This window comes from Pseudoduganella sp. OTU4001 (assembly GCF_038440195.1).
Taxonomy (GTDB): Bacteria; Pseudomonadota; Gammaproteobacteria; order Burkholderiales; family Burkholderiaceae_D; genus Rugamonas.
This window is the reverse complement of sequence record NZ_JASATG010000011.1, coordinates 1-26,586: the sequence shown is the minus strand read 5'-3', so window position 1 is coordinate 26,586 and position 26,586 is coordinate 1. Positions and strand designations below refer to the sequence as shown.

The window sequence follows — 26,586 nt, the reverse complement described above, 5'->3', positions numbered from 1 at the left end:
CAGGTCCCCGGAACGGGCCGAGTCCTGTGCGGGACAGCTGGACGCAAGCAGAATCGACAGGGCAGCAACTATAACGCGCATGATTTACCTCTTTTCCGATCGGACCAGCAATCCACTACGGAGGATAAGGCCGGAATCCCCTTCCGGCTCACCTGCTTTGATCTGCTCAATGGTTTCCCAACGCAGATTATCACCTTCGCGCACGGCCCACCCACGCACGACCTCCCCGCTCCGTCCACTTGTCACATTCAGGACGGCGGTATTGCCTGTAGCGGTACCTTCAACAGTCGCTTCGCCCCCCTCATTCATCCGACCGCAACCAACCGTTGCCATCGTCTCGCCAGTAATCGTCCCGCCGGTCTGGCGAAGCTTGAAGGAGGCAGAGCCGCACTCCGCGCGCGCATCCTTCTCAGCCGGCGTGCGCAAGTCAATCTCCCATTCGCCAGCGAAGGAATGGTCCGCCCTGGCTGGTGCGAGGCCTGAATCGCGCAACTCTTCGGACAAGCGATCAATGGCTGACTTCTCATGGCAAGCAATATTTGCGATCTCCTCCTCGCCGCGCTCCACTCGAACCCCGGCACGGTTTGGCCCACCATCGACCCCAAAGACGCCATGGGCGTGATAGACAACGTAGCGATGGCCCCCAATCTCGAATGACACCGCCGACGACGAACCCTTGGGCCACGATTCCGAATCGAACCAAAACCTTGCTTTAACCGGGACCTCCTTGTTGGAGTACTCGAGTTCAAGCGGCCGTCCCGGCGCCCCAAAACGATAGGTAAGCTCGCGCAAACCGGTTCCAGCCGCACACAGCGACACTGTCTTGGCGCCAGCCTGGCAGCTGAATACAATACGTTCGCCGGCGCGGCATAAGGACTTTGCATGCGAGGCTTGCGTCGTCGCGGCAGTCAGGCAAATCAGAAACAGGAGGTGCAGGCCAAGTGCTTTCCGCATGATTTCAAAGCGTGCCGTCGGGCTCGTAAAAAGTAACCAGGTTGGAATCAGGGTCAAGGATCGCGAACTCGCTGCTGCCCCAAGGCTTGGATGCAAGCGGCGCATTCGGATGCACGATTCCTGCAGCCTTGCAGTGCTCATACAACTGCCCGATGCCACGAACCTGTACCCTGCAACTGGTCGCTGCAGGAATGCCCGGATCAGAGCACGCCCAGAAATGAATCCCTACCGGCCCGCTTCGGACAATACCGTACTCCCCTTGCGCAGCGTAGACCTCGGAGAATCCGAGCTTGGACACAAAGAAATCGACACTACGCCGAACATCGAGCGATGCCAGGACCGGCGTTGCATCGACTAGCTGAACTGGCACCGACATGACACTTCTCCTTATGCTCCGATACTCAACTCGCCGCGGACACCTTGCTTGATCAACGCGACCAGCGGTGGCAGGGCCTTGTTGGCACGATCAAGGTCCTTGGCTTCGATTGAAGCCACCTTGATACGGTAGTCAAGACGTTTCAAATGAATGTTGTTCTCACGATTCAGGCGAGCTGTACGGAACCACCCCATCGCCACAACCAAGCCGCCAAGTACGGAGGCAATAATCGGCATAAAGTCCTTCATCTCAGTTCCTCCTTCGAAAACGAGAGAATATCAGCAAAGCGAGGAAGCTAAGGGGCATCGCTATCATGCACCAAGATGCGGCGGCGATGATGCCCCAAAACAGCCACGATTCATTTCCCAGTGCCTGTGGATGAAGAACTCCTGAAAGGCGCGGTACAAAAAACCAGCCGAGCGATACAGACATGGGTGCCAGCATCGTCAGAAGTACCTTGATCCAGGTGGACCTGGCTGCGGACACGAACCATATCGCGACAACGCTAACGATACAGACCGGGATGTAGCCACCGTCAAGTGAATCGAACATTGCCTGGACAGCGACGTCAGACGCCGGGAGACCGCTCAACGCGCTCAAACGACAGCAACCGGCTAAATTCAAACGACACCAGGCCGAACAACCCAACGCCCGACAACAGCGACAAGTAAAGCCCGACGACGAAGAATTCAGCCCCGCTTTCGCTTCTATGGATCATCAATGCACGCATCAGAGGCCCCGCCGTCCAGCGCAGTAGCGCGGTCAGGACGCCGACATAGATAAGGAAAGTACCCATCTTACGCAAGAAAACATTAAACCCGGTCGCCACCGGCGCATCCAGAACGCCAGGAACACGAATGACCAAGCCGATTCGATAAACACCCAAGGCAAAAAGCACCAATGGACCAATGAGCGGAACCGAACTAACGCCCATGCCACCATTGGCCAACGCAAGCCAGCCGGAACTGGCGACGCTATATGGCAATGTGGCAGAAAGAAGCACGATACAGTACGCAAGCTTGAGGCGCGAAGGGATCTGATGGGTCATAAATAGTTAGAGGTAAGTACGAATTCCTGGCGAGCACGCAATGTGAGACCAGGCAATGAGCATCGCGACAATAATCGAACTACGAAACGCAGCGCGCGTGCGGCGAATAAGCAAGGCATAGCAGGAAAGCACCAGCAGAAACGCCACCAAATTGCATGCGCCAAAAAACTGAATGCCACCACGCGGTCCAGGCGACTACTGTGTACAGACGGGATGTTAGTGGCAGCCATCGAACTCGCTCCTGCACACTAATCCGCGATGCGCTCGGCCACCTGGTCGCCGATGGTCTGCTGCATCAACAGACTAGTCACTTTGCCGCCAGCGTCGCGTCGGAATTCAACGCTGTTCATCGTCCCTTCCATGAAGAAGCCGGTCGGTGCGTAGGGCTTCAAGTCCATCGCCGGACGGCCCTCCCGCTGCCAGGTCAGGATTGCGCCTTTGCGGCGCACCGCACGTGTGCTGTTATCGGCCAGCTTATAAGTGCCAACAAAGGCGTCCAGCGCTTCCGGCGCCAAAGCGATGACTTTCCGCTCAGGGAATGGATCGCCAATGGCGATGGCCGCCGCATGCTGCGCCACGATTTCTGAATTGAGCAAGGCGCGATCACCATTGCTCAACACAGCCACATAGACCTTATCGTCCGGCAGGCGAATTGCGTGGCCGTTAAAGCCAGGGATGTCGCCACCATGGGCGATTTCCTTATGTCCTCGCAGCTTGCCGATGGTCCAGCCGAAACCGTAATTGCATGCCGCCGCAGCAGGCAGAGTGCATGGCGTGAACGCCTGCTTCCAGCTTTCCGCCGACAGCAGTTTGCCGGCACTAATAGCGGCATCCCATCGCGCCAGATCGTCAATGGTGGAAACCAGTGCACCTGCCGCGTAGGGCAAGGACATGCTGATTTGACCGGCTTCACTGTAGCCCGAGAAGAAGCCGTTACGATAACCTGGAATGCGGCGCTTGGTGCTGCGTTCCAGGCCCTCGTAGGCCGTATCCGCCATACCTAACGGCTCAAAAATGTTCCGGGCAATAAAATCGGCATAGCGCATGCCGGAGGCTTTCTCGATCACCGCGCCAAGAAGGAAGTAGCCGGAATTACTGTAGGCCCATCGTTCGCCAGGTGCGAAGTCCAGCGGTTCGTCCTGGAAGAAGTCGATCATTTGCGCAACGCTCATGTCGTTCCGTGCCTTCAGCCAGAACGAGGGCATTGCCGTGTAGTTGTGGATGCCGGATTTGTGCTGCAGCAGCTGCTGTATGGTGATGGATTTGCCCTTAGTCGGATAATCCGGCACGAACCGTGTGATGTCGTCCTGCAGCGAAAGCTTGCCCTGCTCCGCCAGCATCAGGATTGCTACGGCGGTGAACTGCTTGGTGATCGAGCCCAGTCGCAACTGCATATCCGCCTGCAGCGGGACCTTCTTGTCGATATCGGCCAGGCCATATGCCTTGCGGAAAACGGTCTCACCATCGCGCATCACAATGACGGCGGCGCCGGGTGCGCCAGGCTTGAACATCGGCGCCAACTTGGCATCCAGCTGGCCTTCCAGGGTAGTACTGTTAGCGTGTGCGAAGAAAGCCTGCAGCAACAGCGCTGCGGCAACGACGGGGCGTGGGGACATCAATGGATTCCTGAAAAAAATTCGCCATATCATAACTTAGCAAGAGCCCGAAAAGACTCACCAATCTCCACCGCTTGCCCGGATTGAGTGACGGCCTAAGCCTCGCTTTCGCAATATCGCTTTAGCCCTGATAAGCGCTTAATGACTTCCCTACGAAAGTACCATGCGGCGATGCGCTCTGATATCCACGGCAACGCCCACCATTTGACTTTCACGAGGTATCGAAAACGAGCCTGGGTGGAGGCATTGTCTTCGGCTCTAAATATCCAGCTTCCCCCGAACTTACTCAGTATCGCCGGGCCCTTCGTCATGACGATCGCCGCGCTGGTTGGAGGGACCACATTGACGAACTCGACTTCCATCTTCAAGCCGGACTTGGCGACCACTAGAGCCCTGACGCCCGCCACTATTTCAGTCTCTCCTCCAAGCAGCGCTATCCGTTCGGGAAATGGATCCCATTGATATCGCACCGAATAGTCTTGCGAAATCCGATAAACCGTTTCGATATCGCGGTTTATATATACGACTTCTTCAAAGACGGCCATTGTCGGGATGATTAACGTTGCCAGTGGGCGGCCGGCGGTTCAGGACTGCTCACCAGTGTAAGCGTGCCATGCAGTCAAATTGTGTTTGCGAGCGAGACTACGGCAGTACATCGCCATGCAAAGGCCGAACAACACCCCCGCCAAAATGGATGCACCTAGAATGGCCAAGGGCGGGGTGCCCTCGCTTGACCATTGGAGCAACCACATAAATATGCCCCAAAAAGCGCCAAAGAAGGTGCCCATGAACAAAGCGAGCGGCCAAAACCCCATGAACAAAGGCGGCGGCATCTCAATACCAAGACACCAAAGGATTTTCCAGGCAGGAGGTGCGGACGTTGATGGAGAAATGCCAAGCGTGACCAGGTGCTCTCGCATCCTAATCAGCTTTTCGGAATGTGTCATATCCTTCGAACGTTGGACGTACCCGGAAGCGACAGATCGCAGCGATGTATCGGTCCGATTGACGGAACTGTTATGTTTTTTTTGCGAAAACGTCATAGACGCTCCATTTTTAGGTCACGCTCCGCGATGCATTGAACGTCATGCGAAGCCAAGTCGGACTGGATCTGTTTGTGGACGTCGGCAATGCCTGCGGCATTACCAACATAGAAGTGCAGTCGTCGGAAACGCACAGGCCGGCCTCGGAAATCATATAGCGTAGATGTTCAAAAGCCAAGCTAGCTTCGGAGTGCATCAGAAATTCGCGAACGATAGCTTCCGCATCTTTCAAACCGGTGTAAGCAAAGTAATGAGCTGAACGATGACGCCTGGCTGATCAAAGGCAGCCGACATCAACGGAGCAACCTCTCGAGTCGCCTGTTCAAACGAAGTAGCCAAAGAACTGTGCATAGCGCCTAACGTTGACAATCAGCGGCGCCGGCAGGCGTCCGCTGGATTGAATGGTTAGCGTTCATCTGGATTTGGATGTATGGTCCAGGACGCGATGAAATTGACCCCCGACACGGACTCCCCCGTGGACCGAAGCGTATAAATTGAATCGGGATCGGCGACGTCTAGCTCACCATCAAATGGTATCGAGAACTCACCGCCGCCATCGGAGCGCTCAAAGTAGAGCGAGTGCTCCGCTAGCCGGGAAATGATTCCGTGAAGTTGAATCTGTTTCGTAACATCGCCAGCGCTATCGAGGTAGGTAAGCCCAACCAGGATTCGCTTCCCATAGATTGTGTCGTCGCTCATTTTGCTATCGTTTAATGTAAGGGGCCGGCCACAGTCCAGTCCCCTTGATAGAGGGGTTAGGCAAGCAGCGGACGAGAAGCCGAACCAAGTTCTTGCTCTTCAACAGAAGTGCGCCTACGTGCCCTTCACTTGGCGGGGCGCTCCATCACAAGTAGCCGGGACTGCTTGATATTCTCAAAGCGCTGGAAATAGCGCACGACCGCGCGTTCGCCTACCCAAAGGGCGACAGTGTTGGTGAACCGCTCACCCGACTGAGCCATGTTCTGCGTGGACTCCGCACTGACAGGTTCACCCAGTTCACGCCGCAGGCTTGCGAACATCGCGTCAAACGCGATGGGAAGCCATCGGACGGAGATGTTGACCAGCCTGCCTTCCAGCACCGTTAGCTCAAGAATGGCTTCTCCCTTTGCCTCGGGTAGCAGATCATTGCCCAGTTCTGGAATTCGTACGAAGCCGCCAGCTTGGCGAATTGGCCCTCGGTCCTTGAACGTAAGCTGCGGGAACATGAGAGATGCGTCCTGCTCGGACATCCCAATTCTCAAACCGGCCAAGCTATAGGCATCCACCTTTGGGCTCATGCCCACGATCCCTGTACTGGCGATCGCTGGCGCCTGCGGGCGTTCCTGCGACAGCGCGCACACAGCGTGGCTAGCTAGGAATATAATCGTCAGCATTTTAAAAAAGCGTTCTATCATGATGTGCGTTGGTTGCTTAACGTTCAAAGTCACTGGCTGACGGAGTGCGCAGCACGGAGGAAGTCCAGTGGACTGCACGGTTAGCAGGCTGACCAAACTTCATACACGCCTGTCTCACCAAGGAGCCACACCTTTCTAAAGGGGCCTGAAATTGCATTTGCCCAAACCTGTGCTTCGCAAAGAATTTGATCGTCAGGGCTAACCGTTCGACCATTCGTGTAGCAGAGTAATTCAATGGGCAGGTTAGTCCTGTACTTCTTATGTAATTTTTGACGAAGCGTTCTTTCAGTAGGGTCAGAGGTAGACCCTGCTACAGAGTCACCGCCTTTCCTAATTTTTGAGATGGTTGCCGCTATATCAGAAGAACATATTTCAACAAGCTCGTAAGCAACCTGCTCCCCATTCGACAGCGTACAGAATATGTCTGGTTCAGAAGGTGTGCCCGGCTTGCGTATGGTGGCGGGAACCACAGGAACCCCTGTTTTCGCGATGAATTCATTAAAAACAGCAAGTTCGATCTTTGACTTTTCTTGCTCAGATCCCATACCCGCTCCGACAAGCTAACGTCAATGTTCAGCGGCGCCGGTAGGCGTCCGCTGGAACTTATGGTTGGGCCGAACTCCGTCAATTTGAAGCAGGATAGACTCATCGCGCTCCGCGATTCGGAACGTCCCATCGTTTTCTTCGTAGACTTCAGCCGCCCAGCACAAAATAGATTGCGATTCTATCCTGATCTCGATGCGCAAGACAGCGTTTGGTCCGTCTGCTTGTTCAATTGCGATGGATGCCATCCCCACAGGTAATTCATTCAAGTCGCGCGTTCGGAATATGCTTCCAACTTCGCAAGCCGATGGCTCCTCAATTTTGTCTCGGGCTATCAAGTACAAGCCGTAGTGCCCACTCCCATCATCCAATTGGGCGAGCAGCCTATAACTGGTGTCATCATCCAGCTGTATATCGATACTCACAAGTTGGAGATAGGGGATGCTCTCGTCTTCCCATTGAACAGGACCCTCACCGAGCACGCCATCGGATAGCGCCATTTCCATCCCGACCCAGCGGGTGATGAAGCGGCCGCTCAGTTCGAGCAAAGGGACAGGTTTTATTGGGCCCAAAGCAGTACAAATAACAAACTAATCAAACGAAGCATAGAACATCACGAAAAAAAGAAGGTAATGATAGTCATTTGGCACCGGAGCGTCACTTCGCTCACTGTGGGAGGAACCGATAAAAAAGGCCGCCAGCGCTTTCGCATCTGGCGGCCTTTTGGGGCGCTACTGATTACTGTGCGGCGGCGGCAGCTTCTTCAGCGGCGGCTTTCATCGACAGTTTCAGGCGGCCACGCTCGTCGGTCTCCAGGACCTTCACGCGAACTTGCTGGCCTTCTTTCAGGTAGTCGGCAACGGCGTTCACACGCTCGTTGGCGATCTGGGAGATGTGCAGCAGGCCGTCTTTGCCTGGCATAACCTGAACGATGGCGCCGAAGTCCAGCAGCTTCAGCACGGTACCGTCGTAGCACTTGCCCACTTCCACAGAAGCGGTCAGTTCTTCGATACGGCGCTTGGCTTCCTGGCCTGCAGCTGCGTCGACGGAAGCGATGGTGACGATGCCGTCGTCGCTGATGTCGATCTGGGTGCCGGTTTCTTCGGTCAACGCGCGGATCACGGCGCCGCCCTTGCCGATCACGTCACGGATCTTCTCTGGGTTGATCTTGATGGTGATCAGGCGTGGAGCGAAGTCGGACAGCTCGGTCTTCACAGTCGGCATGGCCTTCTGCATTTCGCCCAGGATGTGCTGGCGGCCTTCTTTAGCCTGTGCCAGTGCAACCTGCATGATTTCCTTGGTGATGCCCTGGATCTTGATGTCCATCTGCAGTGCGGTAATGCCGTTGGCGGTACCAGCTACCTTGAAGTCCATGTCGCCCAGGTGGTCTTCGTCACCCAGAATGTCGGACAGAACGGCGAAGCGGCCGCCTTCCTTGATCAGGCCCATGGCGATACCAGCCACGTGTGCTTTCATCGGCACGCCGGCGTCCATCAGTGCCAGGCAGCCGCCGCAGACGGAAGCCATCGACGAGGAACCGTTGGATTCGGTGATTTCCGACACCAGACGCACGGAGTAGCTGAACTCTTCCTGCGAAGGCAGTGCAGCGATCAGGGCGCGCTTGGCCAGGCGGCCGTGGCCGATTTCGCGGCGCTTAGGGGTGCCAACACGGCCGGTTTCGCCGGTAGCGAACGGAGGCATGTTGTAGTGCAGCATGAAGTCGTCGGTGTACTCGCCCATCAGCGCGTCGATCTTCTGCGAGTCACGGGCGGTGCCCAGGGTCGCTACGACCAGTGCCTGGGTTTCGCCGCGGGTGAACAGTGCGGAACCGTGGGTACGTGGCAGCACGGACGAACGGATCGAGATTGGACGCACGGTCTTGGTGTCGCGGCCGTCGATACGTGGCTCGCCTTGCAGGATCTGGGAACGGACAACCTTCGCTTCCATTTCGAACAGGATGTTGCCGACTTCTACCGAGTCAGGGGCGTCCACGCCGTTGGCGGCCGCGTCGGCTGCCAGGTCGGCCAGCACTTCGGTCGACATAGCGCGCAGCTTTTCGGTACGGGCTTGCTTGTCTTTGGTCTGGTAAGCAGCGTTGATTTTCGCTTCTGCGAACTGGGCAACCTTAGCGATCAGGGCTTCGTTCTTGGCAGGAGCGGTCCACACTTGCTCAGGCTTGCCGCCGTCGCGTACCAGGTCATGGATCGCGTCGATCACTGCCTTCATCTGCTCGTGGCCGTACACCACGGCGCCCAGCATGACTTCTTCGGACAGTTGCTGGGCTTCGGATTCAACCATCAGCACGGCGGATTCGGTACCGGCAACCACCAGGTCCATCTGGGAATCTTTGAGCTGGGTAGCGGTTGGGTTCAGGATGTACTGGCCATCCTTGTAGCCCACGCGGGCAGCGCCGATCGGGCCGTTGAAAGGCACGCCGGACACGCACAGGGCGGCGGAAGCACCGATCATCGAGGCGATGTCAGGGTCGATTTCTGGATTAACCGACAGAACGTGCACGATCACCTGCACTTCGTTCATGTAGCCTTCTGGGAACAGAGGGCGGATTGGACGGTCGATCAGACGGGAAGTCAGGGTTTCTTTTTCAGAAGGACGGCCTTCGCGCTTGAAGAAGCCGCCAGGGATTTTACCTGCCGCGTAGGTCTTCTCGAGGTAGTCGACGGTCAATGGGAAGAAGTCCTGGCCTGGTTTTGCGTCTTTACGCGCCACCACGGTTGCCAGTACGACGGTGTCATCCATCGATACCATCACCGCGCCAGATGCCTGGCGAGCGATTTCGCCAGTTTCCAGGGTCACGGTGTGTTGGCCGTACTGGAAGGTCTTCGTTACTTTGTTAAACATGGGTTTATCCCTCTTTCTCTTTAGCCGACAGATTTTCAGGAGCTGTCGTAGCACCTCACCACAGACGGCTTGTGGCCGCCTTACTGCAAAAAAACTAACGGTTCAAAATGCCAAAATGCCTGCGGCAGCGAACTGGCGCAGGCATTTCTCGTTTAAACCGGAATACGCAAGAATTACTTACGCAGGCCGAGTTTAGCGATCAGATCGCGGTAACGGGTTGCGTCTTTGTTCTTCAGGTAAGCCAGCAGGGACTTACGACGGTTAACCATCTTGATCAGGCCACGACGGGAGTGGTGATCTTTGCTGTGCTCTTTGAAGTGGCCGTTCAGTTCGTTGATACGGGCGGTCAGCAGAGCAACTTGCACTTCTGGGGAGCCGGTGTCGTTTTGGCCACGGGCGTTGTCAGCGATGATGGCCGACTTGTTGATTTGTTCAACGGTCATTTTCTTACCTTTCACATGCGATGGACGGAGTCTTGCAACCCTGAACATCGTGAATAACATTGTTAAATAATAATCCAGCCGGAAGGCCAGACACGGGAGTATAACCGAAAAACAGGGACGGAACACGTTTTTTATCAATGCCTGACTAGCCTTCGCAGGGCAAACTGAGCCTTATGCCCCGCCGCTCACGACTAGTCATTCCCGGTAGCCCATTCCACATTATCCAGCGTGGGCACAATAAGCACGCATGTTTCTTCGAGGAAAATGACTACCATTGCTACCTGTTCTGGCTCGAGCGCCTGGCGCGCGAGGCCGGGTGTGATGTGCATGCCTATGTCCTCATGACCAACCATGTGCATCTTGTGGTCACACCTCTTGGACTGGACAGCCTGGCACTGCTGATGAAGTTGCTGAATCAGCATTACGTCGCCTATATAAACCACTTGCACAACCGGACGGGAACATTGTGGGAGGGGCGGTTCAGGTCATGCCTGGTGCATGATATTTCCTACTTTCTTACGTGCATGCGCTACGTCGAACTCAATCCGGTCCGGGCAGGCATGGTAGCCCACCCGCGCGATTATTGCTGGTCCAGTTATCGCGCCAACGCGGAAGGGGCGGCCGATTCCCGCATTGTGCGGCATCCCATCTATCTTGCATTGGGGGAGACGCCCACCGACCGCGCAATAGCCTACCAGCAGTTATTCGCTGAAGGGATTGATGAAAAGACAATAACCCAACTACGTCTCGCAACGAATAGCAACTATGTAGTCGCCTCGGAAGAGGTGCTGGCGGACTTGTCGAGCAGGCTTGGGCGCCAGATCCATCCGGGCCAGCCCGGGCGGCCGCATAAGCCAGCCAAATAACTTGTTACGTCCCTGTTTTGCACACCGTTATTTCGCGCTCGATACGCTCGGCCAGCCGCTGCAGCAGCAAGTGGACGTGGTAGCCGTCAACAAAGCCGTGGTGGGCCTGGATGCAGAACGGGACTGACATGGTGTCGCCGGCCAGGTCGCTGTAGCGTCCCCAGGCAATCAGCGGAATGTCGGCGGTCTTGTATTCGTAGATTGGGTGCTCGATGGCGCGCAGGTCGAGCCAGGGCATGCAGGTGGTGTAGACGTTGTTCTTCTGCTCACGCGGCGACAGGTCGTGGCCGGTGTTGATCAACTCGCGCGTCGTACGCGCCAGCTCGCCGGCGGCCACGCTGCGGGCAATGAACTCGGCGCGGTCTTCGCTGATGTCGAAATTCGCGTAATTCAGGTTGTTGTCCTGGTTGATGACCGTGTAGCCACCATAAAAGCGGTCGATCTTGATCACCGCCCCTTCGAACTCGCGGTATAGGAAGTTGTCGATGTCCTTCACGCTCATACACAGGCAGTACAGCATGAAGTGGAAAACCGGTAGCTGGCGCTCCTTGCAGTAAGTCCGGAATTCGGGCAGCTTGGCGACGACACTCAGGTTGAGTAGCGGGTTCTGGTACTGCCGGAACGACTCGTAACGGTCGCGGCGAAATTCAAATGCATCCATATCGTGAATTTATCACCGGTCGCTGGTTCGGGACCGCTGCATTTTTGTCTCAAATTATGTGAAACCCGTTACACCTGGGGGTTGAGTCTTTCGATTTTCGAGTGGAGCTTGTTGAGGCCCGCGAGGTAGGCTTTGGCAGAGGCGACGACGATGTCGGGGTCGGCGCCAACGCCGTTCACAATACGGCCGGAATGGACCAGGCGCATTGTCACCTCGCCTTGCGACTGGGTGCCGGGGCTGATGCCGTTGATGGCGAACAGCACCAGCTCGGCACCGGTTTGCGCCTTGCTTTCGATGGCGTTGACCATTGCGTCCACCGGGCCGTCGCCGGTGCCTTCGGCGGCATGCTCGACGCCGTCGATCGAGAACACCACGCGGGCATGCGGCAGCTCGCCGGTTTCGGAACGCTGGGCCAGCGAGACGAAGCGGTAATGCTCGCCGCCGGCGGCCGCCTCCTCACCGCTCACCAGGGCCATGATGTCCTCATCGAAGATTTCGGACTTGCGGTCGGCCAGTTCCTTGAAGCGGCTGAAGGCGGCGTTCACTTCGGCTTCGGAATCAAGCTCGATGCCCAGCTCCTGCAGGCGCTGTTTAAAGGCGTTGCGGCCGGAGAGCTTGCCGAGCACGATCTTGTTGGCTGTCCAGCCGACATCCTCGGCGCGCATGATCTCGTAAGTTTCGCGCGCTTTCAGGATACCGTCCTGGTGGATGCCGGAGGCGTGGGCGAAGGCATTGGCGCCAACCACCGCCTTGTTCGGCTGCACGGCAAAGCCGGTGATCTGCGAGACCATTTTCGAAGCGGGCACGATCTGCGTCGTATCGATGCCGCATTCGAGGTTGTAGTAGGCGCCGCGCGTGCGCAGGGCCATGACGACCTCTTCCAGCGCCGTGTTGCCGGCACGCTCACCCAAGCCGTTAATCGTGCATTCGACCTGGCGCGCGCCGCCGATCATCACGCCGGCCAGCGAGTTCGCCACAGCCAGGCCAAGATCGTTGTGGCAGTGCACAGACCATACGGCCTTGTCGGAATTGGGAATACGTTCGCGCAGGCGGCGTATCGTTTCGCCATACAGTTCCGGCACGGCGTAGCCAACGGTATCGGGAAAATTGATGGTGGTCGCGCCTTCGGCGATCACCGCCTCCAGCACGCGGCACAGGAAGTCTTCTTCCGACCGGCTGCCGTCTTCGGGGCTGAATTCAATATCGTCGGTGAATTTGCGGGCGAAGCGCAGCGCCAGCCTGGCCTGCTCCAGCACCTGCTCTGGCTCCATGCGCAGCTTCATTTTCATGTGCAGCGGCGAGGTGGCGATGAAGGTGTGGATGCGTTTGCGCGCTGCCGGCTCCAGCGCTTCGGCGGCGCGGGCCAGGTCGCGGTCATTGGCGCGCGCCAGCGAACAGACCACCGGCTCGCGCACGGCGCCGGCAATGGCGCGAATGGATTCAAAGTCGCCCTGCGAGGCAGCGGCGAAACCCGCTTCAATCACATCGACCCGCAGCTTCTCGAGCTGCTTGGCGATGCGGACCTTTTCCTCGCGGGTCATGGAGGCGCCCGGCGATTGCTCGCCGTCGCGCAGGGTGGTGTCGAAGATGATGAGGCGGTTATCCATGGAGGTGCTCCTTCAGGTTTGCCGCCTCTGTGGGCGTTAAGCTTTGTCGTCGGACTCGCTGGGCTTTTCGATCAGCTTGACCGGATTGCCCTTGGCCATGCGCGTCGCGTAGATCACATAGCCGGACAGGCCGTAAGCCACGAACAGCACAAACAGCACTTTCGGCGGATCGATCGAAATCAGGGCAAAGAACATCGCAATCAGGAACACCGCGATGAACGGTACCGATTTGCGGAAGTTGATGTCCTTGAAGCTGTAGAACGGCACGTTCGACACCATGCTCAGGCCAGCGAATACCGCCAGCACCCAGCCCTGCCACGGGTAGATCACGCCCGGCACTTCCAGGTCGGTCAGCAGCATGACGAAGCCGGCGATCAGTGCCGCTGCGGCCGGCGATGGCAAGCCCTGGAAGTAGCGCTTGTCCACCACTTCGATATTGGTGTTGAAGCGGGCCAGGCGCAGTGCGGCGCCGGCGCAGTAGACGAAGGCTGCGATCCAGCCCAGCTTGCCCAAGCCGCGCAGCGAGAATTCATAGATCACCAGGGCCGGAGCGGCGCCGAAGGACACCATGTCCGACAGCGAGTCGTACTGGGCGCCGAATTCGCTCTGGGTATTGGTCAGGCGGGCGACGCGGCCATCCAGGCCGTCCAGCAGCATGGCGACGAAAATGGCCCATGCCGCGTGCTCGAAACGCTGGTTCATGGCCATGACAATGGCGAAGAAGCCGCAGAACAGCGCACCGGTGGTGAACGCGTTTGGCAGCAGGTAGATGCCGCGCGAACGAGGGCGGTCGCCGGCCTCGCCCTTACGGCGGGCAAAGCGGCTGAACAGGGATTGCTTGCCTGCTGCGTTCTTGGGGCGACGTCGAGGGAATTTAGCCATACTTTTCCATTCTTATTTAAACGTGGCCACTATTATAGAGGACTACTTGGGGCGTGGCGGCGTTAATCCTTCGTCGCCCTCATGCAGCTGGCCCGCCCGGATACGCCGCACTGCCGCCGCCACGGCGCGGCCTACGTTGCGTACTTCTTCCTGGAATGCGGTAGCGCGGTCCAGGCCCTCGTGGCTTTCGGCGTAGGATTCGTAGTAGCCGACATAGCGGTCCAGCAGCGCCTGGCCGCCGGAGGGAATGAGTCCCATCCACTCCAGCCAGTCCGACAGGTTGCGGCGCAGGCTTTCCGCTCCGGCCACATCCCCGTGCACCACCAGGCCGTAGGCGCGGCCGGCCAGGTGCTTCGGGTAGGGCCAACCGACCAGTTCCAGGGCCTTGGCCTCCTCAGCCTTTTTGCCATGGGTCGTGGTCGGGTCGGGGTTGCCGCCATCGGCGCACACCAGGCGGTCGATCATCAGTTTCAAGGGCGACGGGGCCTGGTACCAGTACACCGGGGTGACGATGATGATGCCGTGCGCGGACACCCATTCCTCGTAAATCTCCGCCATCCAGTCGTTGGTCTGGCGCATGGCGTGGTTGGGGTAGCAGCTGCAAGGCCAGTGGCACAGCGGCATGGCGGTCGAGACGCAGCCTTTGCAGGGGTGGATGTGCAGGTCGTATTCGGAGGTCAGGCGGCTCAGGTCCAGGATGTGCACGTCCTGACCGTCCGCCTGCAGCGTCTCGCGCAGCCATTGCGTCATGCGCCAGGATTTGGACATCTCGCCCGGGCAGGTCCCGTCGTTGCGCGCTGCGCCGTTGATCAGCAGCAGGCGTGTGGGCGTTGCCGGGTCTTTTTGCACGCGCTCGGCCTGCAGCAGCCGTTCGTGCGTAGCGCGCCATTCGTCTGACAGTTCGTATGCAGGATCGGCGAAGCCGGGACCGGCGGGGCGGACCTGCGGCGCCTTGCGGCTGGCCTCATAGCTTTCCCAGGCGACCTGCTCTACTTGCGCCAGCGCATCGCGCACCCGCGCGAATGCCGGATCCGCGAAGGAACGCTGGAATGTCAGGCGGAATTGCTGCCGGTCGAGTTTCGCGGGCGCCTGGCCCTTGCGAATGGATGTCATATCGGTCCCCTTGTTTGGCGCCAGCATGCACCGGGGACCGTGACGGAACCGTACGCCAACGTACGGTTCCGCGCGGGTTGGATTGCTTTACTTGAACTTTACTTTACCGACAACGCGCATTTCCAGCGTGGTTTCGCCAGGCTCGAAGCTAGGCTCAGCAACCGACTGGTCTGCCATCTCAGCTTTGGCCGACATGCGCATCATGGCCGGGGCAGCAGCACCAGCCGGACCGCCGGCGTAGTTACCGGAACCTTCGTAATCGATGGTATCCAGCACCGCATCGCTCAGCGGACGCCCCATGGCCGAGGCGATGGAGGCAACGCGCTCGTTCAGGTTCTTGTAGGTAGCAGCAATGCGGGCATCATCCAGCTTGCGGGTGGCGGCCGGGCTCAAGCCGAAGGACAGGCCGTTCAGGGTCAGCACCTTCTGCGCAGCGGCCACTGTTTTCGGCAGCGCCGTCAGGTTGGTGGTGGTCACCTGCACGTACTGGCCCACGCGCCACGCGGTTGGCTGGCGCGGCTTATTGGCGGCGCCCGCCGGCATCGGACGGTCTTCCGGATAGACCGGATAGGTGTAATAGCCCTGGGTTTTCAGCTTGGCCTGCGGATCTTCCTTCTTCAGGATATCCAGGCCCTGCTTGATCTTCTGGTTCACACGGGAGGCGGCGGCCGCCTTGTCCTTGTCCTGCTCCTCAATCGCCAGCATGGCCACGGCCTGGTCGTTCGGAGCGGTGACTTCACCATAGGCAGGCACGATGACAGTGGCGCCACTGGTCGGGATGGATTGGGCAAAAGCAGCCTGGGTGCCCAGCACCAGCGCGGCAGCGGCTACGGTTTTCAGGACGGTCATTGTTATTCTCCTTAACTAACGGTAGGGGCACTTTAGCGCAAATTGCGCGCCCTGAAGGTTGCTCTTGGTGAGCGTTTGTAACAGCCCTGACATCATACCGCCGCCGGGATATGGCATTATCACGTGTCGTCCACTCCATTCATGAACAAGGAAAATGGCAAAGTACCTGATTCCCGCACTGGCCCTGGCGGCCAGCGTCGGCGCCCACGCGGCCCCGGCCAAACAGCCTGCACAACCAAAACTCGTCCTGGTGATGGCCGTCGACGGCCTGCCGCAGGAACAGGTGACGCGCTACGCCCACCAGTTCGGCCAGGGCGGTTTCCGCCGCCTGCTCGAGCAAGGCGCATGGTTCAGCAATGCGCACCAGGCGCATGGCATCACCGTGACCGCCGTTGGCCATGCCGCCATCCTGAGCGGCGCCTACCCGTACCAGCACGGCATCATCGGCAATAACTGGGTCAACCCGGCCAACGGCGGCAGCATGTACTGCACCGAAGACACTGCGCACAAATACATTGGCGACGAAAAGACCGACCCGCATGACGGCACCTCCCCTGCCAACCTGCGCGTCGACACCCTGGGCGACCAGTTGCGCTACGCAACCGGCCAGCAATCCAAGGTGGTTACCGTTTCGGGCAAGGACCGCGGTGCGATCCTCCTGGGCGGCAAGACCGGCACGGCCTATATGTATATGGAGGAAAGCGGCAACTTCGCATCTTCCACCTTCTATATGAAAGAGCATCCGCAGTGGGTGCAAAAGTACCAGGCGGGCAAGCCGCAAGAGCGCTACTACGGCGTGAAGTGGAAGCCGCTGATGGCCGACTCGTTCTACGCGGGTGATTATGGCGATGCGCCGAACCTGCAGCTGTCCAGCGAATCCGGCAAGACCGATGCGGCTTACTACAAGCGCCTGAAAGCTTCGCCATTCCTTGACGAGCTGACCGTCGAATTCGCACAAGCCGCGATTGAAGGCGAAAACCTGGGCAAGAATCCGGCTGGCGTGCCGGACCTGCTGGGCGTAAGCTTCTCCGCGCACGACCTGGCGAACCACGAGTTCGGCCCGGAGAGCAAGATCTCGCACGACCACCTGCTGCGCCTGGACCGCATGCTGGCCAACTTCTTCTCCTACATTGACAAGCGCATCGGCATGGACAACGTGCTGGTGGTGCTGACTGCCGACCACGGCTTCCCAAATACGCCTGAGTTCTCCAGTGGCGTCCAGAAGACTGGCGCCCAGCGCGTGGACAGCAAGAAGCTGGTGGAAGAGCTGAATGCCCACCTGTCGGCCAAGTTCGGCCTGACCAAGGGCCTGACCGCCTACTCGATTCCAAACCTGCACCTGGACTACGCCCAGATCGAAGCCAAAGGCCTGAAGCGTGAAGACGTGGAGAACGCAGCCGCGCGCTTCATCATGACGCAGAACGGCGTGGCGGATGTATTCACCCGTACGCAGATGGAAAATGGCGGCAATGGCGGCGGCACCCGCATCAGCACCCTGATGCGCCGCGCCTGGAACCGCCAGATTTCCGGCGACCTGATGGTGGTGCTGAAGCCGCACTGGATCTTTGGCTTCTCGACCGGCAAAGGCACCACCCACGGCGCACCGTACGCGTACGACACCAACGTACCGCTGATCGTCATGGGCAAACCATGGGTCAAGGCCGGCCACTACGGCCAGTACGCCGAAGTGGTTGACATCGTCCCCACCCTCGCCTACCTGCTGAACGTCCGCCCACCCGCCGGCGCCGAAGGCCGCGTCCTCACGGAAGCCCTGAAGTAACAGCCGAGCCCGTGTCCCACCCTGGGGTCACCCTGGGGTCACACCCCAACCGGGACACGGTCCCATCTATTCCCACAGTTGTGCTTGTGTCTCACTTGGGGTGTGACCCCAGGGTGGGACACGGGCACAACAGTTGGGCATAAAAAAACGGCCCCGAGGGGCCGTTGAACTTGCTTCTAGGGACAAATCAATTCTTGGATTGGTCAACCAGCTTGTTCTTGGCGATCCATGGCATCATCGCGCGCAGTTTGGCGCCGACTTCTTCGATCTGGTGTTCGGAGGTCAGGCGGCGGCGGGAAATCAGGGTCGGCGCGCCGGCCTTGTTTTCCAGGATGAAGGACTTGGCGTATTCGCCGGTCTGGATGTCCTTCAGGCACTGGCGCATCGCGTCCTTGGTGGCGGAGGTCACCACTTTCGGGCCGGTCACATACTCGCCGTACTCTGCGTTGTTGGAGATCGAGTAGTTCATGTTGGCGATGCCGCCTTCGTAGATCAGGTCAACGATCAGCTTCAGCTCGTGCAGGCATTCGAAGTACGCCATCTCTGGCGCGTAACCGGCTTCCACCAGGGTTTCGAAACCGGCTTTGATCAGTTCCACAGTACCGCCGCACAGCACCGCTTGTTCGCCGAACAGGTCGGTCTCGGTCTCTTCACGGAAGTTGGTTTCGATGATGCCGGCCTTGCCGCCGCCATTTGCGGATGCGTACGACAGGGCGATATCGCGGGCGGAGCCGGATTTGTCCTGGTACACGGCGATCAGGTGCGGTACGCCGCCGCCCTGGCGATAGGTGCCGCGCACGGTGTGACCTGGCGCCTTAGGAGCGATCATGATCACATCCAGGTCGGCGCGCGGCACAACCTGGCCGTAGTGCACGTTGAAGCCGTGGGCGAAGGCCAGCACGCCGCCTTGCTTGATGTTTGGTTCGACGTTTTCTTTGTACACCTGGGCGATGTTCTCGTCCGGCAGCAGGATCATCACGACGTCGGCGTTCTTCACCGCTTCGTTCACTTCCGCCACTTTCAGGCCAGCCGCTTCCACCTTGTTCCAGGAGGCGCCGCCCTTGCGCAGGCCGACGGTCACGTTGACACCGGATTCGGTCAGGTTCTGCGCGTGCGCGTGACCTTGCGAGCCGTAGCCGATGATGGCAACGTTCTTGCCTTTGATGAGGGAGAGGTCAGCGTCTTTGTCGTAGAAAACTTTCATGGTCATTCCTTAGTGAATATTCGATTTAAACTTTGAGGATACGTTCGCCGCGGCCAATGCCGGAGCCGCCAGTACGGACGGTCTCGAGGATCGCTGCGCGGTCGATCGAATCAATGAAGGCGTCCAGCTTGCTCTTGGCGCCAGTCAGCTCAATGGTGTAGGTCTTTTCGGTCACGTCGATGATGCGGCCGCGGAAGATGTCGGCAGTACGCTTCATCTCCTCGCGCTCCTTGCCGACAGCACGCACCTTGATCAGCATCAGCTCGCGCTCGATATGCTGGCCTTCGGTCAGGTCCACCACCTTCACCACTTCGATCAGGCGGTTCAGGTGCTTGGTGATCTGTTCGATGATGTCGTCCGAACCCGTGGTGACGATGGTCATACGGGACAGGGTCGCATCTTCGGTCGGCGCCACGGTCAGCGTCTCGATGTTGTAGCCGCGGGCGGAGAACAGGCCCACCACGCGGGACAGCGCGCCCGCTTCGTTTTCGAGCAGTACAGAAATAATGTGTCGCATGATTACAGGTCCTCCGAGCCAAGCAGCATTTCGGAGAGGCCTTTGCCGGCTTTCACCATCGGCCACACGTTCTCGCTCTGGTCGGTAATGAAGTTCATGAACACCAGGCGGTCTTTCATGCCAAACGCTTCCTTCAGCGCGCCTTCGACGTCGCCCGGCTTCTCGATGCGCATGCCGACGTGGCCATAAGCTTCGGCCAGCTTTTCGAAGTCCGGCAGCGAATCCATATAGGACTCGGAGTAGCGCGAACCGTAGTCGATCTGCTGCCACTGGCGCACCATGCCCAGGAAGCGGTTGTTCAACAGGATGATCTTCGGCGTCAGGCGGTATTGTTTGCAGGTCGCCAGTTCCTGGATGTTCATCTGGATCGAGCCTTCGCCGGTAATACACGCGACGGTCGCATCCGGATTGGCCATTTGCACGCCCATGGCGTAAGGCAGGCCGACACCCATGGTGCCCAGGCCACCGGAATTGATCCAGCGGCGCGGCTTGTCGAACTTGTAGTACTGCGCGGCCCACATCTGGTGCTGGCCGACGTCGGAAGTGATGAAGGCGTCGCCCTTGGTGATGTCGTACAGCGATTCCACCACCTGCTGCGGCTTGATCACCAGGTCGGAAGTGGCGTACGCCAGGCACTTGCGGCCGCGCCATTCTTCGATCTGCTTCCACCAGTCTTTCAGCGCGGCGGCGTTCGGGCGCTGCTCGGTCGCGTCCAGCTGCGACAGCAGTTCGACCAGCACGTCCTTCACGTTGCCGACGATAGGAATGTCCACTTTCACGCGCTTCGAGATCGACGACGGGTCGATGTCGATGTGGATGATCTTGCGCGGGTTCTGGCCGAAGTGCTTTGGATTGCCGATCACGCGGTCGTCAAAGCGGGCGCCGATGGCGATCAGCACGTCGCAGTTCTGCATCGCGAGGTTGGCTTCGTAAGTACCGTGCATGCCCGGCATGCCGACGAAGCATGGATCGGAGGCGCGCGAGCCGCCAAGACCCATCAAGGTATTGGTGACCGGGAAGCCCAGCTTCTCAACCAGTTTGTTCAGCTCATTCGATGCATGCGCCAGGATCACGCCGCCGCCGGTATAGATCATTGGACGTTCGGCGCCCAGCAGCAGCTGCAGTGCTTTGCGGATCTGGCCGGCGTGGCCTTTGTCGACCGGACGATAGGAACGCATCTCGATATCCTTCGGATACGAGTACACGTGCTTATGCATCGAGATGTCTTTAGGGATATCGACCAGCACTGGGCCTGGGCGGCCGGTGCGGGCGATATAGAAAGCCTTCTTGATGGTTTCCGCCAGGTCCTTCACATCCTTGACCAGGAAGTTGTGCTTGACCACCGGGCGCGTAATGCCGACGGTATCGCATTCCTGGAAGGCGTCCTGGCCGATAGCGTGGCTCGGCACCTGGCCGGAAATCACCACCATCGGAACGGAATCCATGTATGCCGTGGACAGGCCGGTCACCGCATTGGTCACGCCCGGTCCGGAGGTCACCAGCGCCACGCCCACTTTGTTCGAGCTGCGCGAATACGCGTCGGCGGCATGGATAGCGGCCTGCTCATGGCGAACGAGGATGTGCTGGAATTTGTCTTGCTTGAAGATGGCGTCGTAGATATAGAGGACGGCGCCGCCGGGATATCCGAAAACGTGTTCTACGCCTTCCTCAGCGAGGCAGCGGACAACGATCTCGGCGCCCGTGATGGGAGCTTCGGTATTCATGAAACAATCCTTTCAAGGTCCATAGGAGATTGATTGGATGCTCTTGCCTAGCGAAGTGGGCGACACCGTGCACGACTCTCAGCTTCCCTTCTTTCTGCGGTCACACTGACCCTTCCCCCATGCGTAGCTGGAGTACAAGCCGGTGCTAAACGCAACTCGTTTGGCCGGAGTTTTGCAGCGGTTTCTGGCCTACCTCTCGCGCTTGTGGCACGGGTTAGAGCAAACTGCTGACAATAGAAAGCTGGTTTTCCAAAACGGCTTTGTGTGCCTGTTCCGGAGAACCGGGGAGCTTCGTGGTGTGCAAAGCGTCCTTAACGTTACTGCGTCGCACCATTTTGGTCAAGCTTATTCTGCAATTTTTGTTAAAATGCCGGATTGTTCAAATAAACGATAGCGCGCAGCCCTCTTTTTCGACGCATGGCCACAGACAAAGAATTATCGGATTTCCTCGAAAGCGTCGAGCGCCGCGCATTCAAGCAAGCGGTGTACGCCGTCCGCAAGGATGAGTCGGCACTGGATATTGTTCAGGATGCAATGATCAAGCTGGCGGAAAAGTACGGCGACAAGCCGGCCGCCGAACTGCCTGCACTGTTTCAGCGCATCCTGCAGACGACGATACTTGATTATTTCCGCCGAGAAAAAGTTCGCAACACCTGGGTCAGCCTGTTTTCAGGCCTGGGCCCCGGCCAGGAAGAGCATGAGGACTTTGATATACTGGAGTCCTACGAGGCTGAACAGGGTTCCCAGGCGGCCGAGTCGAGTGCGGATCAGGTAGAACGGGCACAAATCTTGCAAATCATTGAAGAAGAAGTGCAAAAACTGCCTGCGCGTCAACGAGAAGCCTTCCTCATGCGTTACTGGCAGGATATGGATGTAGCGGAAACTGCCGAAGCGATGGGATGTTCCGAAGGGAGCGTTAAGACGCATTGCTCGCGAGCAACTCACACTCTCGCTGAATCGCTCAAAGCCAAGGGAATTAAGTTATGAACACCGAAGATACCAACTTTGCCTACAGCGTGCGGCGCGCGCTCAACGAAAAGCTAGACGATCTGCCAGCCTCGACGACCGATCGCCTTGCCGCAGCGCGCAAAGCTGCGATGGCGCGCAAGAAGGCCGATGCACCGGCCCGCGTACGCGTGACCCAGACCGCAACGGCCCTGGCCGGTGGCGGCGCTGGCTTCTTTGCCAATCCGTTTGCCTGGTTCAACCGCGCCAGCGTGGCCCTGCCACTGCTGCTGGCGATGGGCGGCCTGGTGGGCGTGTACCAGTACGAACAACAGCAATCGATCGTGGAACTGGCAGAAATGGACGCCGCCGTGCTGTCCGATGAGCTGCCGCTGTCTGCTTACCTCGACCAGGGCTTTGGCGCCTACCTCGAAACTCGCGAGCAATAAAGTATGGCGCGTGTAGGCGGTAGGAAAAAATGGATTGCTGGTGCTATCGCGTTGCTGGGCGCGGGGATTGCTGCCGCCGTCTGGCTGGCCAGCCGCCCTGCTTCGCCTCCTGCCGCCGCGCCATCCTCTAGCGCCACCGCCGTCGCCGCCAAACCGGTCGGCGAAAAGCCGCATTGGTCCGACCTCAAGCCAGTCCAGCAGCAAGCCCTGGCGCCGCTGCAGGATTCCTGGGAAGAGCTGGGCCCGGTGCGCAAGCAGAAATGGATCTCCATCGCCAACCGCCTGGCGAAAATGAAGCCGGACGAAAAAGCGCGCGTGCAGGAACGCATGCGCGAATGGGTGTCCCTGACCCCGGCCGAACGCAAGGCCGTGCGCGAAAACTTTGCGCGCGCGCAGAAGAAAGCCACCCCGCCGGGCCAGCGCGCCGCCGAGTGGGAGCAGTACCAGAACTTGCCGGAAGAAACCAAGAAGGCGCTGGCTGAGGCCGGCGCTGCCAAGAAGAGCCAGGTAGCCAAGACGCCGACTCCAGCCCAGGCTGCCGCCAAGACGCCGGCGCCGGTCAAGGCCGCCGGCCATGGCCTGGTGCCGTCGCCAGGCACCGTTCCGCCGGGCACCGTTCCGCCGGCGCCAATCGGCCTGCCGCAGGGTTCGCCGGCTGTTGTGCCTCCAGGCAGCGCGCAAGGCGTCGGCACTGTCGCGCCAACCGCCGCTGCTGCCGGCGCGGCTGCCGCTCCAGGCGCCGCCGCTGCCGTGCCGGGCTCGCCTACTGCCCCGGCCGCAGCTGGCGACGCCGCCACCCCTGCCACCGTTCCAACTGCCGCGCCAAGCGCGCCCACTGTCGTCCCCAATGCAAGCAAATAACGCCGTTCCGACCATCAAGCGTCGCCTGACGTCGATGGTCTATGAAATCCTGCTGGCGTTCGCCGCCCTGTTCCTGCCCTTCCTGGTGTTCGAGATCGTGGTCAAGGCCAGCCATACTTCGCAGGTCGAACACCTGCGCCAGGCCCTGGCCTTCCTGATCCTGGGCATCTATTTCGTCCACCAATGGACCCGCAAAGGCCAGACCCTGGCCATGCAAACCTGGCGCATCAAAGTAGTGCAGCCAGGCCTCGAACGCCTGCCGATGCGCACCGCCCTGATCCGCTACCTGGCGGCCTGGCTGTGGGTGCTGCCTGGCATCGTGGTGGCCTACGCGGCGGACCTCAGCAACAAGCACAAGCTGTACGCCATCTTCGCCAGCGTGATCGTCTGGTCGCTGACGGCCTTCCTCGACAAGGACCGCCAGTTCCTGCACGACCGCATCGCCGGCACCCGCCTGGTGCAGTTGCCGAAACCGGAGAAAAAAGGCGCCAAAGCCGCCTGACCTGTCGTTATACTGGACTTGGACAAGGGAGGCTCCCATGGACAAGGACACCAGCTTCACCGGATCGATACCGGAAACTTATGAGCGCGCCATGGTGCCGCTCCTCTTCATCCCCTATGCAATCGATATGGCGCGCCGCGCAGCACAGCGGCGGCCGCAGCGCGTGCTGGAGATCGCGGCCGGCACCGGCGCCGTCACGCGCCACCTGCTGCAGGAACTGCCGGACGCCCATATCGTCGCCACCGACCTGAACGAAGCCATGCTGGACCAGGCGCGCCAGGCAGTCGCCTCGCCGCGCGTCGAATGGCGCCAGGCCGACGCGCAGAAACTGCCCTTCCCCGATGCCAGCTTCGACGCCGTGCTATGCCAGTTCGGCGTGATGTTTTTCCCGGATAAGGTGCTGGCGTTCAGCGAAGCACGGCGCGTGCTCAAGCCGGGCGGCCTGTACTGCTTCAATGTGTGGGACGGCATCAGCCATAACGATTTTTCCGCGACGATCAACCACGCGCTGGCCAAGGTATTCCCGGAAGACCCGCCACGCTTCCTGCCGCGCATGCCGTTCGGCTACCACGACGTCGATGTGATTCGCGGCGAGCTGGCACGCGGCGGCTTTAGCGGCGCCGTGACGCATGAAGTGGTCACCGCCTCCAGCCATGGCGAATCGGCGCGCGTTACCGCGCTTGCGCTGTGCCAGGGATCACCGCTGCGGGCCGATATCGAAGCGCGGGATCCCGCGCGCCTGCAAGAGGCCACCGATGCGGCGGCAGCCGCGCTGGCAGCCAAATTCGGCGAAGGGCCGATTGAAGGCAAGATGCAGGCGATCGTATTTACTTGCGAGGCTTGAACTCGTAGACGCGGGCGCAGCCTACATCGGCGTCCTCGCCCAGCGCCAGCTCGCCGCGCTCGAATGCAGCCAGCACTTCCAGCGCCTGCGTCAATTCCGCCTGCGGCACCATGACCCGCGCGCCGCCTATGGCCGGTGCCAGCAGCAAGGCCGCCTGCATGTGCTGGTCGTCCATGACCGTCGCATTCAAGCCCGCCGCGCGCAGGCAGCCGCACAGGATAAAGGCATCCGCCGGAATCAGGCAGCGCCGTACCAGGGAAAAGTCGTTGTCCATGCCCTATATTACTGCAGCAATGGGTGCTGCGCCGTGAATGCGGCCAGATGTTCCAGCAACGCGCGCACGCGGGCAGGCAGGTAGCGCTGCTGTGACCAGACCGCGTAGACGCTGCGCTCGTGCGACAGCCATTCGGGCATCACCTTCAGCAACCTGCCCGCCTTCAGGCTGGCGTGGCATTGCAGCTCGGGCGCCAGTACGATGCCCAGCCCCGCCTCCGCCATCATCACCGCCAGCCGTACCTCGTTGACACGTACGCGCGGCTCGGGGCGCAGGACGGTCACTGCGCCCGTTTCCGGGTCCTGCAAACGCCATTCGCGCAAAGGTAGCGTGGCGATGGTGGCGTGCCGCGCAAGTTCCGCCGGGCGGCGCGGGGTGCCGTTCTGCGCGAGGTAGGACGGCGAAGCCGCCAGCACCAGGCGCACAGCGCCCAGCTTGCGTTGCGTCAGGGTGGAATCGGCCTGCGCGCCGATGCGGATGGCGAGGTCGGCGCCGCTACCGACCAGGTCCTGCACGGCATTGGCCAGTTCGAGCTCCAGCTGCACCAGCGGATACTTTTCGCAAAAACTGGCCCAGGCCGGCGCCAGGATCTCACTGGCGAAATTGACCGGCGCCAGCACGCGGATCGTGCCTTCGATGGCGCCCAGCGTCGCATCCAGCCGCAGCGTGGCCTGGCGCAGGGCTTGCACCAGTGGACGGCACTGTTCGTAATATTGAGCCCCTTCCGCCGTCGGCTGGGTGCGGCGCGCACTGCGGTGCAGCAGGCGATAGCCCAGGGACGCCTCCAGTTTTTGCAGGCGGCGCGTGACGGTTGCCGTCGGCAAGCCCTCCTTCTCGGCAGCAGCGTTCAAGCTGCCCGCTTCGACGATGGCGATAAATAGGGCGAGGTCATCAAGCATGATTCCATTTTTGGAATTAGAGATTGAAATTTCACCCCTAGTGTACTCCTGTGGAATTGATTACGCTTGAGGCATTGAATAATGCTTTTGGAGGATGCCATGCCCGACCTGCGAACCCGCCTGATTTTCGCGTCCCTGATGTCGCTGATGATGACGATCATCATGAGCGGCTGGATCACCTGGCTGAACGTTGGCTTCCAGCCCGACTACACCGAACGCTGGCTGCACGCCTTCCTCGCCGCCTGGCCAGCAGCCTTCTTCGCCGTCATGCTGATCGCCCCCACGGTACAACGCGCCACCGCCCGCATCTCCACCGCCCTACGCTAGAGCCCG

31 protein-coding genes are annotated in these 26,586 nt (G+C 59.5%); 8 read left to right on the top strand and 23 right to left on the bottom strand.

Annotated features, from left to right (window positions below; genetic code table 11):
• Positions 1 to 84: 84 nt before the first annotated feature.
• From AAHE99_RS12280 to rpsO, 13 genes are all read right to left on the bottom strand, one after another.
• Positions 85 to 1,011, bottom strand: coding sequence for a hypothetical protein (locus AAHE99_RS12280; protein ID WP_342117560.1), 927 nt, complete (start codon positions 1,009 to 1,011; stop codon positions 85 to 87).
• Complete coding sequence (locus AAHE99_RS12275; RefSeq protein WP_342117558.1) at positions 959 to 1,330, bottom strand: bleomycin resistance protein; 372 nt, start codon at positions 1,328 to 1,330, stop codon at positions 959 to 961. The genes AAHE99_RS12280 and AAHE99_RS12275 overlap by 53 nt, the downstream gene beginning before the upstream one ends.
• 11 nt (positions 1,331 to 1,341) lie before the next feature.
• The gene (locus tag AAHE99_RS12270; protein WP_342117557.1) at positions 1,342 to 1,578 is read right to left on the bottom strand and encodes a hypothetical protein; all 237 of its coding nucleotides are present in this window, start codon (positions 1,576 to 1,578) and stop codon (positions 1,342 to 1,344) included.
• Between the two features lie 320 nt (positions 1,579 to 1,898).
• Positions 1,899 to 2,378, bottom strand: a complete 480-nt coding sequence (locus tag AAHE99_RS12265) for a hypothetical protein (protein ID WP_342117555.1) — start codon at positions 2,376 to 2,378, stop codon at positions 1,899 to 1,901.
• A 248-nt stretch (positions 2,379 to 2,626) separates the two neighbouring features.
• Positions 2,627 to 3,994: a serine hydrolase gene (locus AAHE99_RS12260; RefSeq protein ID WP_342117553.1), complete on the bottom strand. Its 1,368-nt coding sequence runs from the start codon at positions 3,992 to 3,994 to the stop codon at positions 2,627 to 2,629.
• Positions 3,995 to 4,089: 95 nt separating this feature from the next.
• Positions 4,090 to 4,539 (bottom strand): SRPBCC family protein, encoded by a 450-nt coding sequence (locus AAHE99_RS12255; RefSeq protein ID WP_342117551.1) that lies wholly within the window; start codon positions 4,537 to 4,539, stop codon positions 4,090 to 4,092.
• Between the two features lie 39 nt (positions 4,540 to 4,578).
• Positions 4,579 to 4,941, bottom strand: coding sequence for a DUF6404 family protein (locus AAHE99_RS26790; protein ID WP_446728920.1), 363 nt, complete (start codon positions 4,939 to 4,941; stop codon positions 4,579 to 4,581).
• 501 nt (positions 4,942 to 5,442) lie between these two features.
• Entirely contained in the window at positions 5,443 to 5,736 is a 294-nt protein-coding gene (locus AAHE99_RS12250) for a hypothetical protein (RefSeq protein ID WP_342117549.1), read from the bottom strand.
• Between the two features lie 125 nt (positions 5,737 to 5,861).
• Entirely contained in the window at positions 5,862 to 6,431 is a 570-nt protein-coding gene (locus AAHE99_RS12245) for a hypothetical protein (protein ID WP_342117548.1), read from the bottom strand.
• Positions 6,432 to 6,511: 80 nt separating this feature from the next.
• Complete coding sequence (locus tag AAHE99_RS12240; RefSeq protein WP_342117546.1) at positions 6,512 to 6,976, bottom strand: hypothetical protein; 465 nt, start codon at positions 6,974 to 6,976, stop codon at positions 6,512 to 6,514.
• Positions 6,977 to 6,997: 21 nt separating this feature from the next.
• Complete coding sequence (locus AAHE99_RS12235) at positions 6,998 to 7,522, bottom strand: hypothetical protein (protein WP_342117545.1); 525 nt, start codon at positions 7,520 to 7,522, stop codon at positions 6,998 to 7,000.
• 190 nt (positions 7,523 to 7,712) lie between these two features.
• Positions 7,713 to 9,833 carry a polyribonucleotide nucleotidyltransferase gene (gene pnp / locus AAHE99_RS12230; protein ID WP_342117543.1) on the bottom strand — a complete coding sequence of 707 codons (2,121 nt, stop codon included), beginning with the start codon at positions 9,831 to 9,833 and terminating at the stop codon, positions 7,713 to 7,715.
• 173 nt (positions 9,834 to 10,006) lie between these two features.
• Entirely contained in the window at positions 10,007 to 10,276 is a 270-nt protein-coding gene (rpsO, locus tag AAHE99_RS12225) for a 30S ribosomal protein S15 (RefSeq protein WP_342117542.1), read from the bottom strand.
• 173 nt (positions 10,277 to 10,449) lie between these two features.
• Between rpsO and AAHE99_RS12220 the strand changes: the two genes are divergently transcribed.
• Positions 10,450 to 11,142, top strand: coding sequence for a transposase (locus AAHE99_RS12220; protein WP_342117541.1), 693 nt, complete (start codon positions 10,450 to 10,452; stop codon positions 11,140 to 11,142).
• Between the two features lie 4 nt (positions 11,143 to 11,146).
• Here AAHE99_RS12220 and AAHE99_RS12215 read toward each other — a convergent pair whose 3' ends face one another.
• The 5 genes from AAHE99_RS12215 to AAHE99_RS12195 form a co-directional block, all read right to left on the bottom strand.
• Entirely contained in the window at positions 11,147 to 11,803 is a 657-nt protein-coding gene (locus AAHE99_RS12215; RefSeq protein ID WP_342117540.1) for a CatA-like O-acetyltransferase, read from the bottom strand.
• Positions 11,804 to 11,871: 68 nt separating this feature from the next.
• Entirely contained in the window at positions 11,872 to 13,410 is a 1,539-nt protein-coding gene (locus AAHE99_RS12210) for a 2-isopropylmalate synthase (protein WP_342117539.1), read from the bottom strand.
• 36 nt (positions 13,411 to 13,446) lie between these two features.
• Complete coding sequence (gene pssA, locus AAHE99_RS12205; RefSeq protein WP_342117538.1) at positions 13,447 to 14,292, bottom strand: CDP-diacylglycerol--serine O-phosphatidyltransferase; 846 nt, start codon at positions 14,290 to 14,292, stop codon at positions 13,447 to 13,449.
• Between the two features lie 42 nt (positions 14,293 to 14,334).
• Entirely contained in the window at positions 14,335 to 15,405 is a 1,071-nt protein-coding gene (locus tag AAHE99_RS12200; RefSeq protein WP_342117537.1) for a flavodoxin family protein, read from the bottom strand.
• A gap of 87 nt (positions 15,406 to 15,492) precedes the next feature.
• Positions 15,493 to 16,254 carry an SIMPL domain-containing protein gene (locus AAHE99_RS12195; RefSeq protein ID WP_342117536.1) on the bottom strand — a complete coding sequence of 254 codons (762 nt, stop codon included), beginning with the start codon at positions 16,252 to 16,254 and terminating at the stop codon, positions 15,493 to 15,495.
• Between the two features lie 154 nt (positions 16,255 to 16,408).
• On the opposite strand from AAHE99_RS12195, the gene AAHE99_RS12190 reads away from it, so the two are divergent.
• Complete coding sequence (locus AAHE99_RS12190) at positions 16,409 to 18,034, top strand: alkaline phosphatase family protein (protein WP_342117535.1); 1,626 nt, start codon at positions 16,409 to 16,411, stop codon at positions 18,032 to 18,034.
• Between the two features lie 187 nt (positions 18,035 to 18,221).
• Here AAHE99_RS12190 and ilvC read toward each other — a convergent pair whose 3' ends face one another.
• From ilvC to AAHE99_RS12175, 3 genes are read right to left on the bottom strand one after another with little or no spacing between them, the layout of a single operon-like run.
• On the bottom strand, positions 18,222 to 19,238 hold the full coding sequence (ilvC, locus tag AAHE99_RS12185; protein ID WP_057259432.1) for a ketol-acid reductoisomerase: 1,017 nt from the start codon (positions 19,236 to 19,238) through the stop codon (positions 18,222 to 18,224).
• Positions 19,239 to 19,263: 25 nt separating this feature from the next.
• Complete coding sequence (ilvN, locus tag AAHE99_RS12180; protein WP_036168720.1) at positions 19,264 to 19,755, bottom strand: acetolactate synthase small subunit; 492 nt, start codon at positions 19,753 to 19,755, stop codon at positions 19,264 to 19,266.
• A gap of 2 nt (positions 19,756 to 19,757) precedes the next feature.
• Positions 19,758 to 21,479 carry an acetolactate synthase 3 catalytic subunit gene (locus tag AAHE99_RS12175; RefSeq protein ID WP_342117533.1) on the bottom strand — a complete coding sequence of 574 codons (1,722 nt, stop codon included), beginning with the start codon at positions 21,477 to 21,479 and terminating at the stop codon, positions 19,758 to 19,760.
• 417 nt (positions 21,480 to 21,896) lie between these two features.
• On the opposite strand from AAHE99_RS12175, the gene AAHE99_RS12170 reads away from it, so the two are divergent.
• From AAHE99_RS12170 to AAHE99_RS12150, 5 genes are read left to right on the top strand one after another with little or no spacing between them, the layout of a single operon-like run.
• Entirely contained in the window at positions 21,897 to 22,466 is a 570-nt protein-coding gene (locus AAHE99_RS12170) for an RNA polymerase sigma factor (RefSeq protein ID WP_130311205.1), read from the top strand.
• Positions 22,463 to 22,873 (top strand): DUF3619 family protein, encoded by a 411-nt coding sequence (locus AAHE99_RS12165; RefSeq protein WP_342117531.1) that lies wholly within the window; start codon positions 22,463 to 22,465, stop codon positions 22,871 to 22,873. Before AAHE99_RS12170 ends, AAHE99_RS12165 begins: the two co-directional genes overlap by 4 nt.
• A gap of 3 nt (positions 22,874 to 22,876) precedes the next feature.
• Positions 22,877 to 23,734 carry a DUF3106 domain-containing protein gene (locus AAHE99_RS12160; RefSeq protein ID WP_342117530.1) on the top strand — a complete coding sequence of 286 codons (858 nt, stop codon included), beginning with the start codon at positions 22,877 to 22,879 and terminating at the stop codon, positions 23,732 to 23,734.
• Positions 23,721 to 24,236, top strand: coding sequence for an RDD family protein (locus AAHE99_RS12155; protein ID WP_342117528.1), 516 nt, complete (start codon positions 23,721 to 23,723; stop codon positions 24,234 to 24,236). Before AAHE99_RS12160 ends, AAHE99_RS12155 begins: the two co-directional genes overlap by 14 nt.
• Before the next feature lie 37 nt (positions 24,237 to 24,273).
• Positions 24,274 to 25,080 carry a class I SAM-dependent methyltransferase gene (locus AAHE99_RS12150; RefSeq protein WP_342117527.1) on the top strand — a complete coding sequence of 269 codons (807 nt, stop codon included), beginning with the start codon at positions 24,274 to 24,276 and terminating at the stop codon, positions 25,078 to 25,080.
• On the opposite strand, the gene AAHE99_RS12145 is transcribed toward AAHE99_RS12150, so the two are convergent.
• Positions 25,064 to 25,354 (bottom strand): hypothetical protein, encoded by a 291-nt coding sequence (locus tag AAHE99_RS12145; RefSeq protein WP_342117526.1) that lies wholly within the window; start codon positions 25,352 to 25,354, stop codon positions 25,064 to 25,066. The two genes, AAHE99_RS12150 and AAHE99_RS12145, sit on opposite strands and share 17 nt — an antisense overlap.
• A gap of 8 nt (positions 25,355 to 25,362) precedes the next feature.
• The gene (locus AAHE99_RS12140; protein WP_342117525.1) at positions 25,363 to 26,253 is read right to left on the bottom strand and encodes a LysR family transcriptional regulator; all 891 of its coding nucleotides are present in this window, start codon (positions 26,251 to 26,253) and stop codon (positions 25,363 to 25,365) included.
• 99 nt (positions 26,254 to 26,352) lie between these two features.
• Between AAHE99_RS12140 and AAHE99_RS12135 the strand changes: the two genes are divergently transcribed.
• On the top strand, positions 26,353 to 26,580 hold the full coding sequence (locus AAHE99_RS12135; protein ID WP_342117524.1) for a DUF2798 domain-containing protein: 228 nt from the start codon (positions 26,353 to 26,355) through the stop codon (positions 26,578 to 26,580).
• Positions 26,581 to 26,586 lie beyond the last annotated feature (6 nt).

Bases quoted from the DNA above. Each gene is read 5' to 3' on its own strand.
- AAHE99_RS12270 (WP_342117557.1), bottom strand. From the start codon at position 1,578: ATGAAGGACTTTATGCCGATTATTGCCTCCGTACTTGGCGGCTTGGTT.
- AAHE99_RS12190 (WP_342117535.1), top strand. From the start codon at position 16,409: ATGGCAAAGTACCTGATTCCCGCACTGGCCCTGGCGGCCAGCGTCGGC.
- AAHE99_RS12275 (WP_342117558.1), bottom strand. From the start codon at position 1,330: ATGTCGGTGCCAGTTCAGCTAGTCGATGCAACGCCGGTCCTGGCATCG.
- pssA (WP_342117538.1), bottom strand. From the start codon at position 14,292: ATGGCTAAATTCCCTCGACGTCGCCCCAAGAACGCAGCAGGCAAGCAA.
- AAHE99_RS12175 (WP_342117533.1), bottom strand. From the start codon at position 21,479: ATGAATACCGAAGCTCCCATCACGGGCGCCGAGATCGTTGTCCGCTGC.
- AAHE99_RS12135 (WP_342117524.1), top strand. From the start codon at position 26,353: ATGCCCGACCTGCGAACCCGCCTGATTTTCGCGTCCCTGATGTCGCTG.
- AAHE99_RS12155 (WP_342117528.1), top strand. From the start codon at position 23,721: ATGCAAGCAAATAACGCCGTTCCGACCATCAAGCGTCGCCTGACGTCG.
- AAHE99_RS12165 (WP_342117531.1), top strand. From the start codon at position 22,463: ATGAACACCGAAGATACCAACTTTGCCTACAGCGTGCGGCGCGCGCTC.
- AAHE99_RS12140 (WP_342117525.1), bottom strand. From the start codon at position 26,253: ATGCTTGATGACCTCGCCCTATTTATCGCCATCGTCGAAGCGGGCAGC.
- AAHE99_RS12220 (WP_342117541.1), top strand. From the start codon at position 10,450: ATGCCCCGCCGCTCACGACTAGTCATTCCCGGTAGCCCATTCCACATT.
- AAHE99_RS12255 (WP_342117551.1), bottom strand. From the start codon at position 4,539: ATGGCCGTCTTTGAAGAAGTCGTATATATAAACCGCGATATCGAAACG.
- rpsO (WP_342117542.1), bottom strand. From the start codon at position 10,276: ATGACCGTTGAACAAATCAACAAGTCGGCCATCATCGCTGACAACGCC.
- AAHE99_RS12145 (WP_342117526.1), bottom strand. From the start codon at position 25,354: ATGGACAACGACTTTTCCCTGGTACGGCGCTGCCTGATTCCGGCGGAT.
- AAHE99_RS12250 (WP_342117549.1), bottom strand. From the start codon at position 5,736: ATGAGCGACGACACAATCTATGGGAAGCGAATCCTGGTTGGGCTTACC.
- AAHE99_RS12150 (WP_342117527.1), top strand. From the start codon at position 24,274: ATGGACAAGGACACCAGCTTCACCGGATCGATACCGGAAACTTATGAG.
- AAHE99_RS12160 (WP_342117530.1), top strand. From the start codon at position 22,877: ATGGCGCGTGTAGGCGGTAGGAAAAAATGGATTGCTGGTGCTATCGCG.
- pnp (WP_342117543.1), bottom strand. From the start codon at position 9,833: ATGTTTAACAAAGTAACGAAGACCTTCCAGTACGGCCAACACACCGTG.
- AAHE99_RS12210 (WP_342117539.1), bottom strand. From the start codon at position 13,410: ATGGATAACCGCCTCATCATCTTCGACACCACCCTGCGCGACGGCGAG.
- AAHE99_RS12195 (WP_342117536.1), bottom strand. From the start codon at position 16,254: ATGACCGTCCTGAAAACCGTAGCCGCTGCCGCGCTGGTGCTGGGCACC.
- AAHE99_RS12245 (WP_342117548.1), bottom strand. From the start codon at position 6,431: ATGATAGAACGCTTTTTTAAAATGCTGACGATTATATTCCTAGCTAGC.
- ilvN (WP_036168720.1), bottom strand. From the start codon at position 19,755: ATGCGACACATTATTTCTGTACTGCTCGAAAACGAAGCGGGCGCGCTG.
- AAHE99_RS12170 (WP_130311205.1), top strand. From the start codon at position 21,897: ATGGCCACAGACAAAGAATTATCGGATTTCCTCGAAAGCGTCGAGCGC.
- AAHE99_RS12260 (WP_342117553.1), bottom strand. From the start codon at position 3,994: ATGTCCCCACGCCCCGTCGTTGCCGCAGCGCTGTTGCTGCAGGCTTTC.
- AAHE99_RS12215 (WP_342117540.1), bottom strand. From the start codon at position 11,803: ATGGATGCATTTGAATTTCGCCGCGACCGTTACGAGTCGTTCCGGCAG.
- AAHE99_RS12240 (WP_342117546.1), bottom strand. From the start codon at position 6,976: ATGGGATCTGAGCAAGAAAAGTCAAAGATCGAACTTGCTGTTTTTAAT.
- AAHE99_RS12265 (WP_342117555.1), bottom strand. From the start codon at position 2,378: ATGACCCATCAGATCCCTTCGCGCCTCAAGCTTGCGTACTGTATCGTG.
- ilvC (WP_057259432.1), bottom strand. From the start codon at position 19,238: ATGAAAGTTTTCTACGACAAAGACGCTGACCTCTCCCTCATCAAAGGC.
- AAHE99_RS12200 (WP_342117537.1), bottom strand. From the start codon at position 15,405: ATGACATCCATTCGCAAGGGCCAGGCGCCCGCGAAACTCGACCGGCAG.
- AAHE99_RS26790 (WP_446728920.1), bottom strand. From the start codon at position 4,941: ATGACACATTCCGAAAAGCTGATTAGGATGCGAGAGCACCTGGTCACG.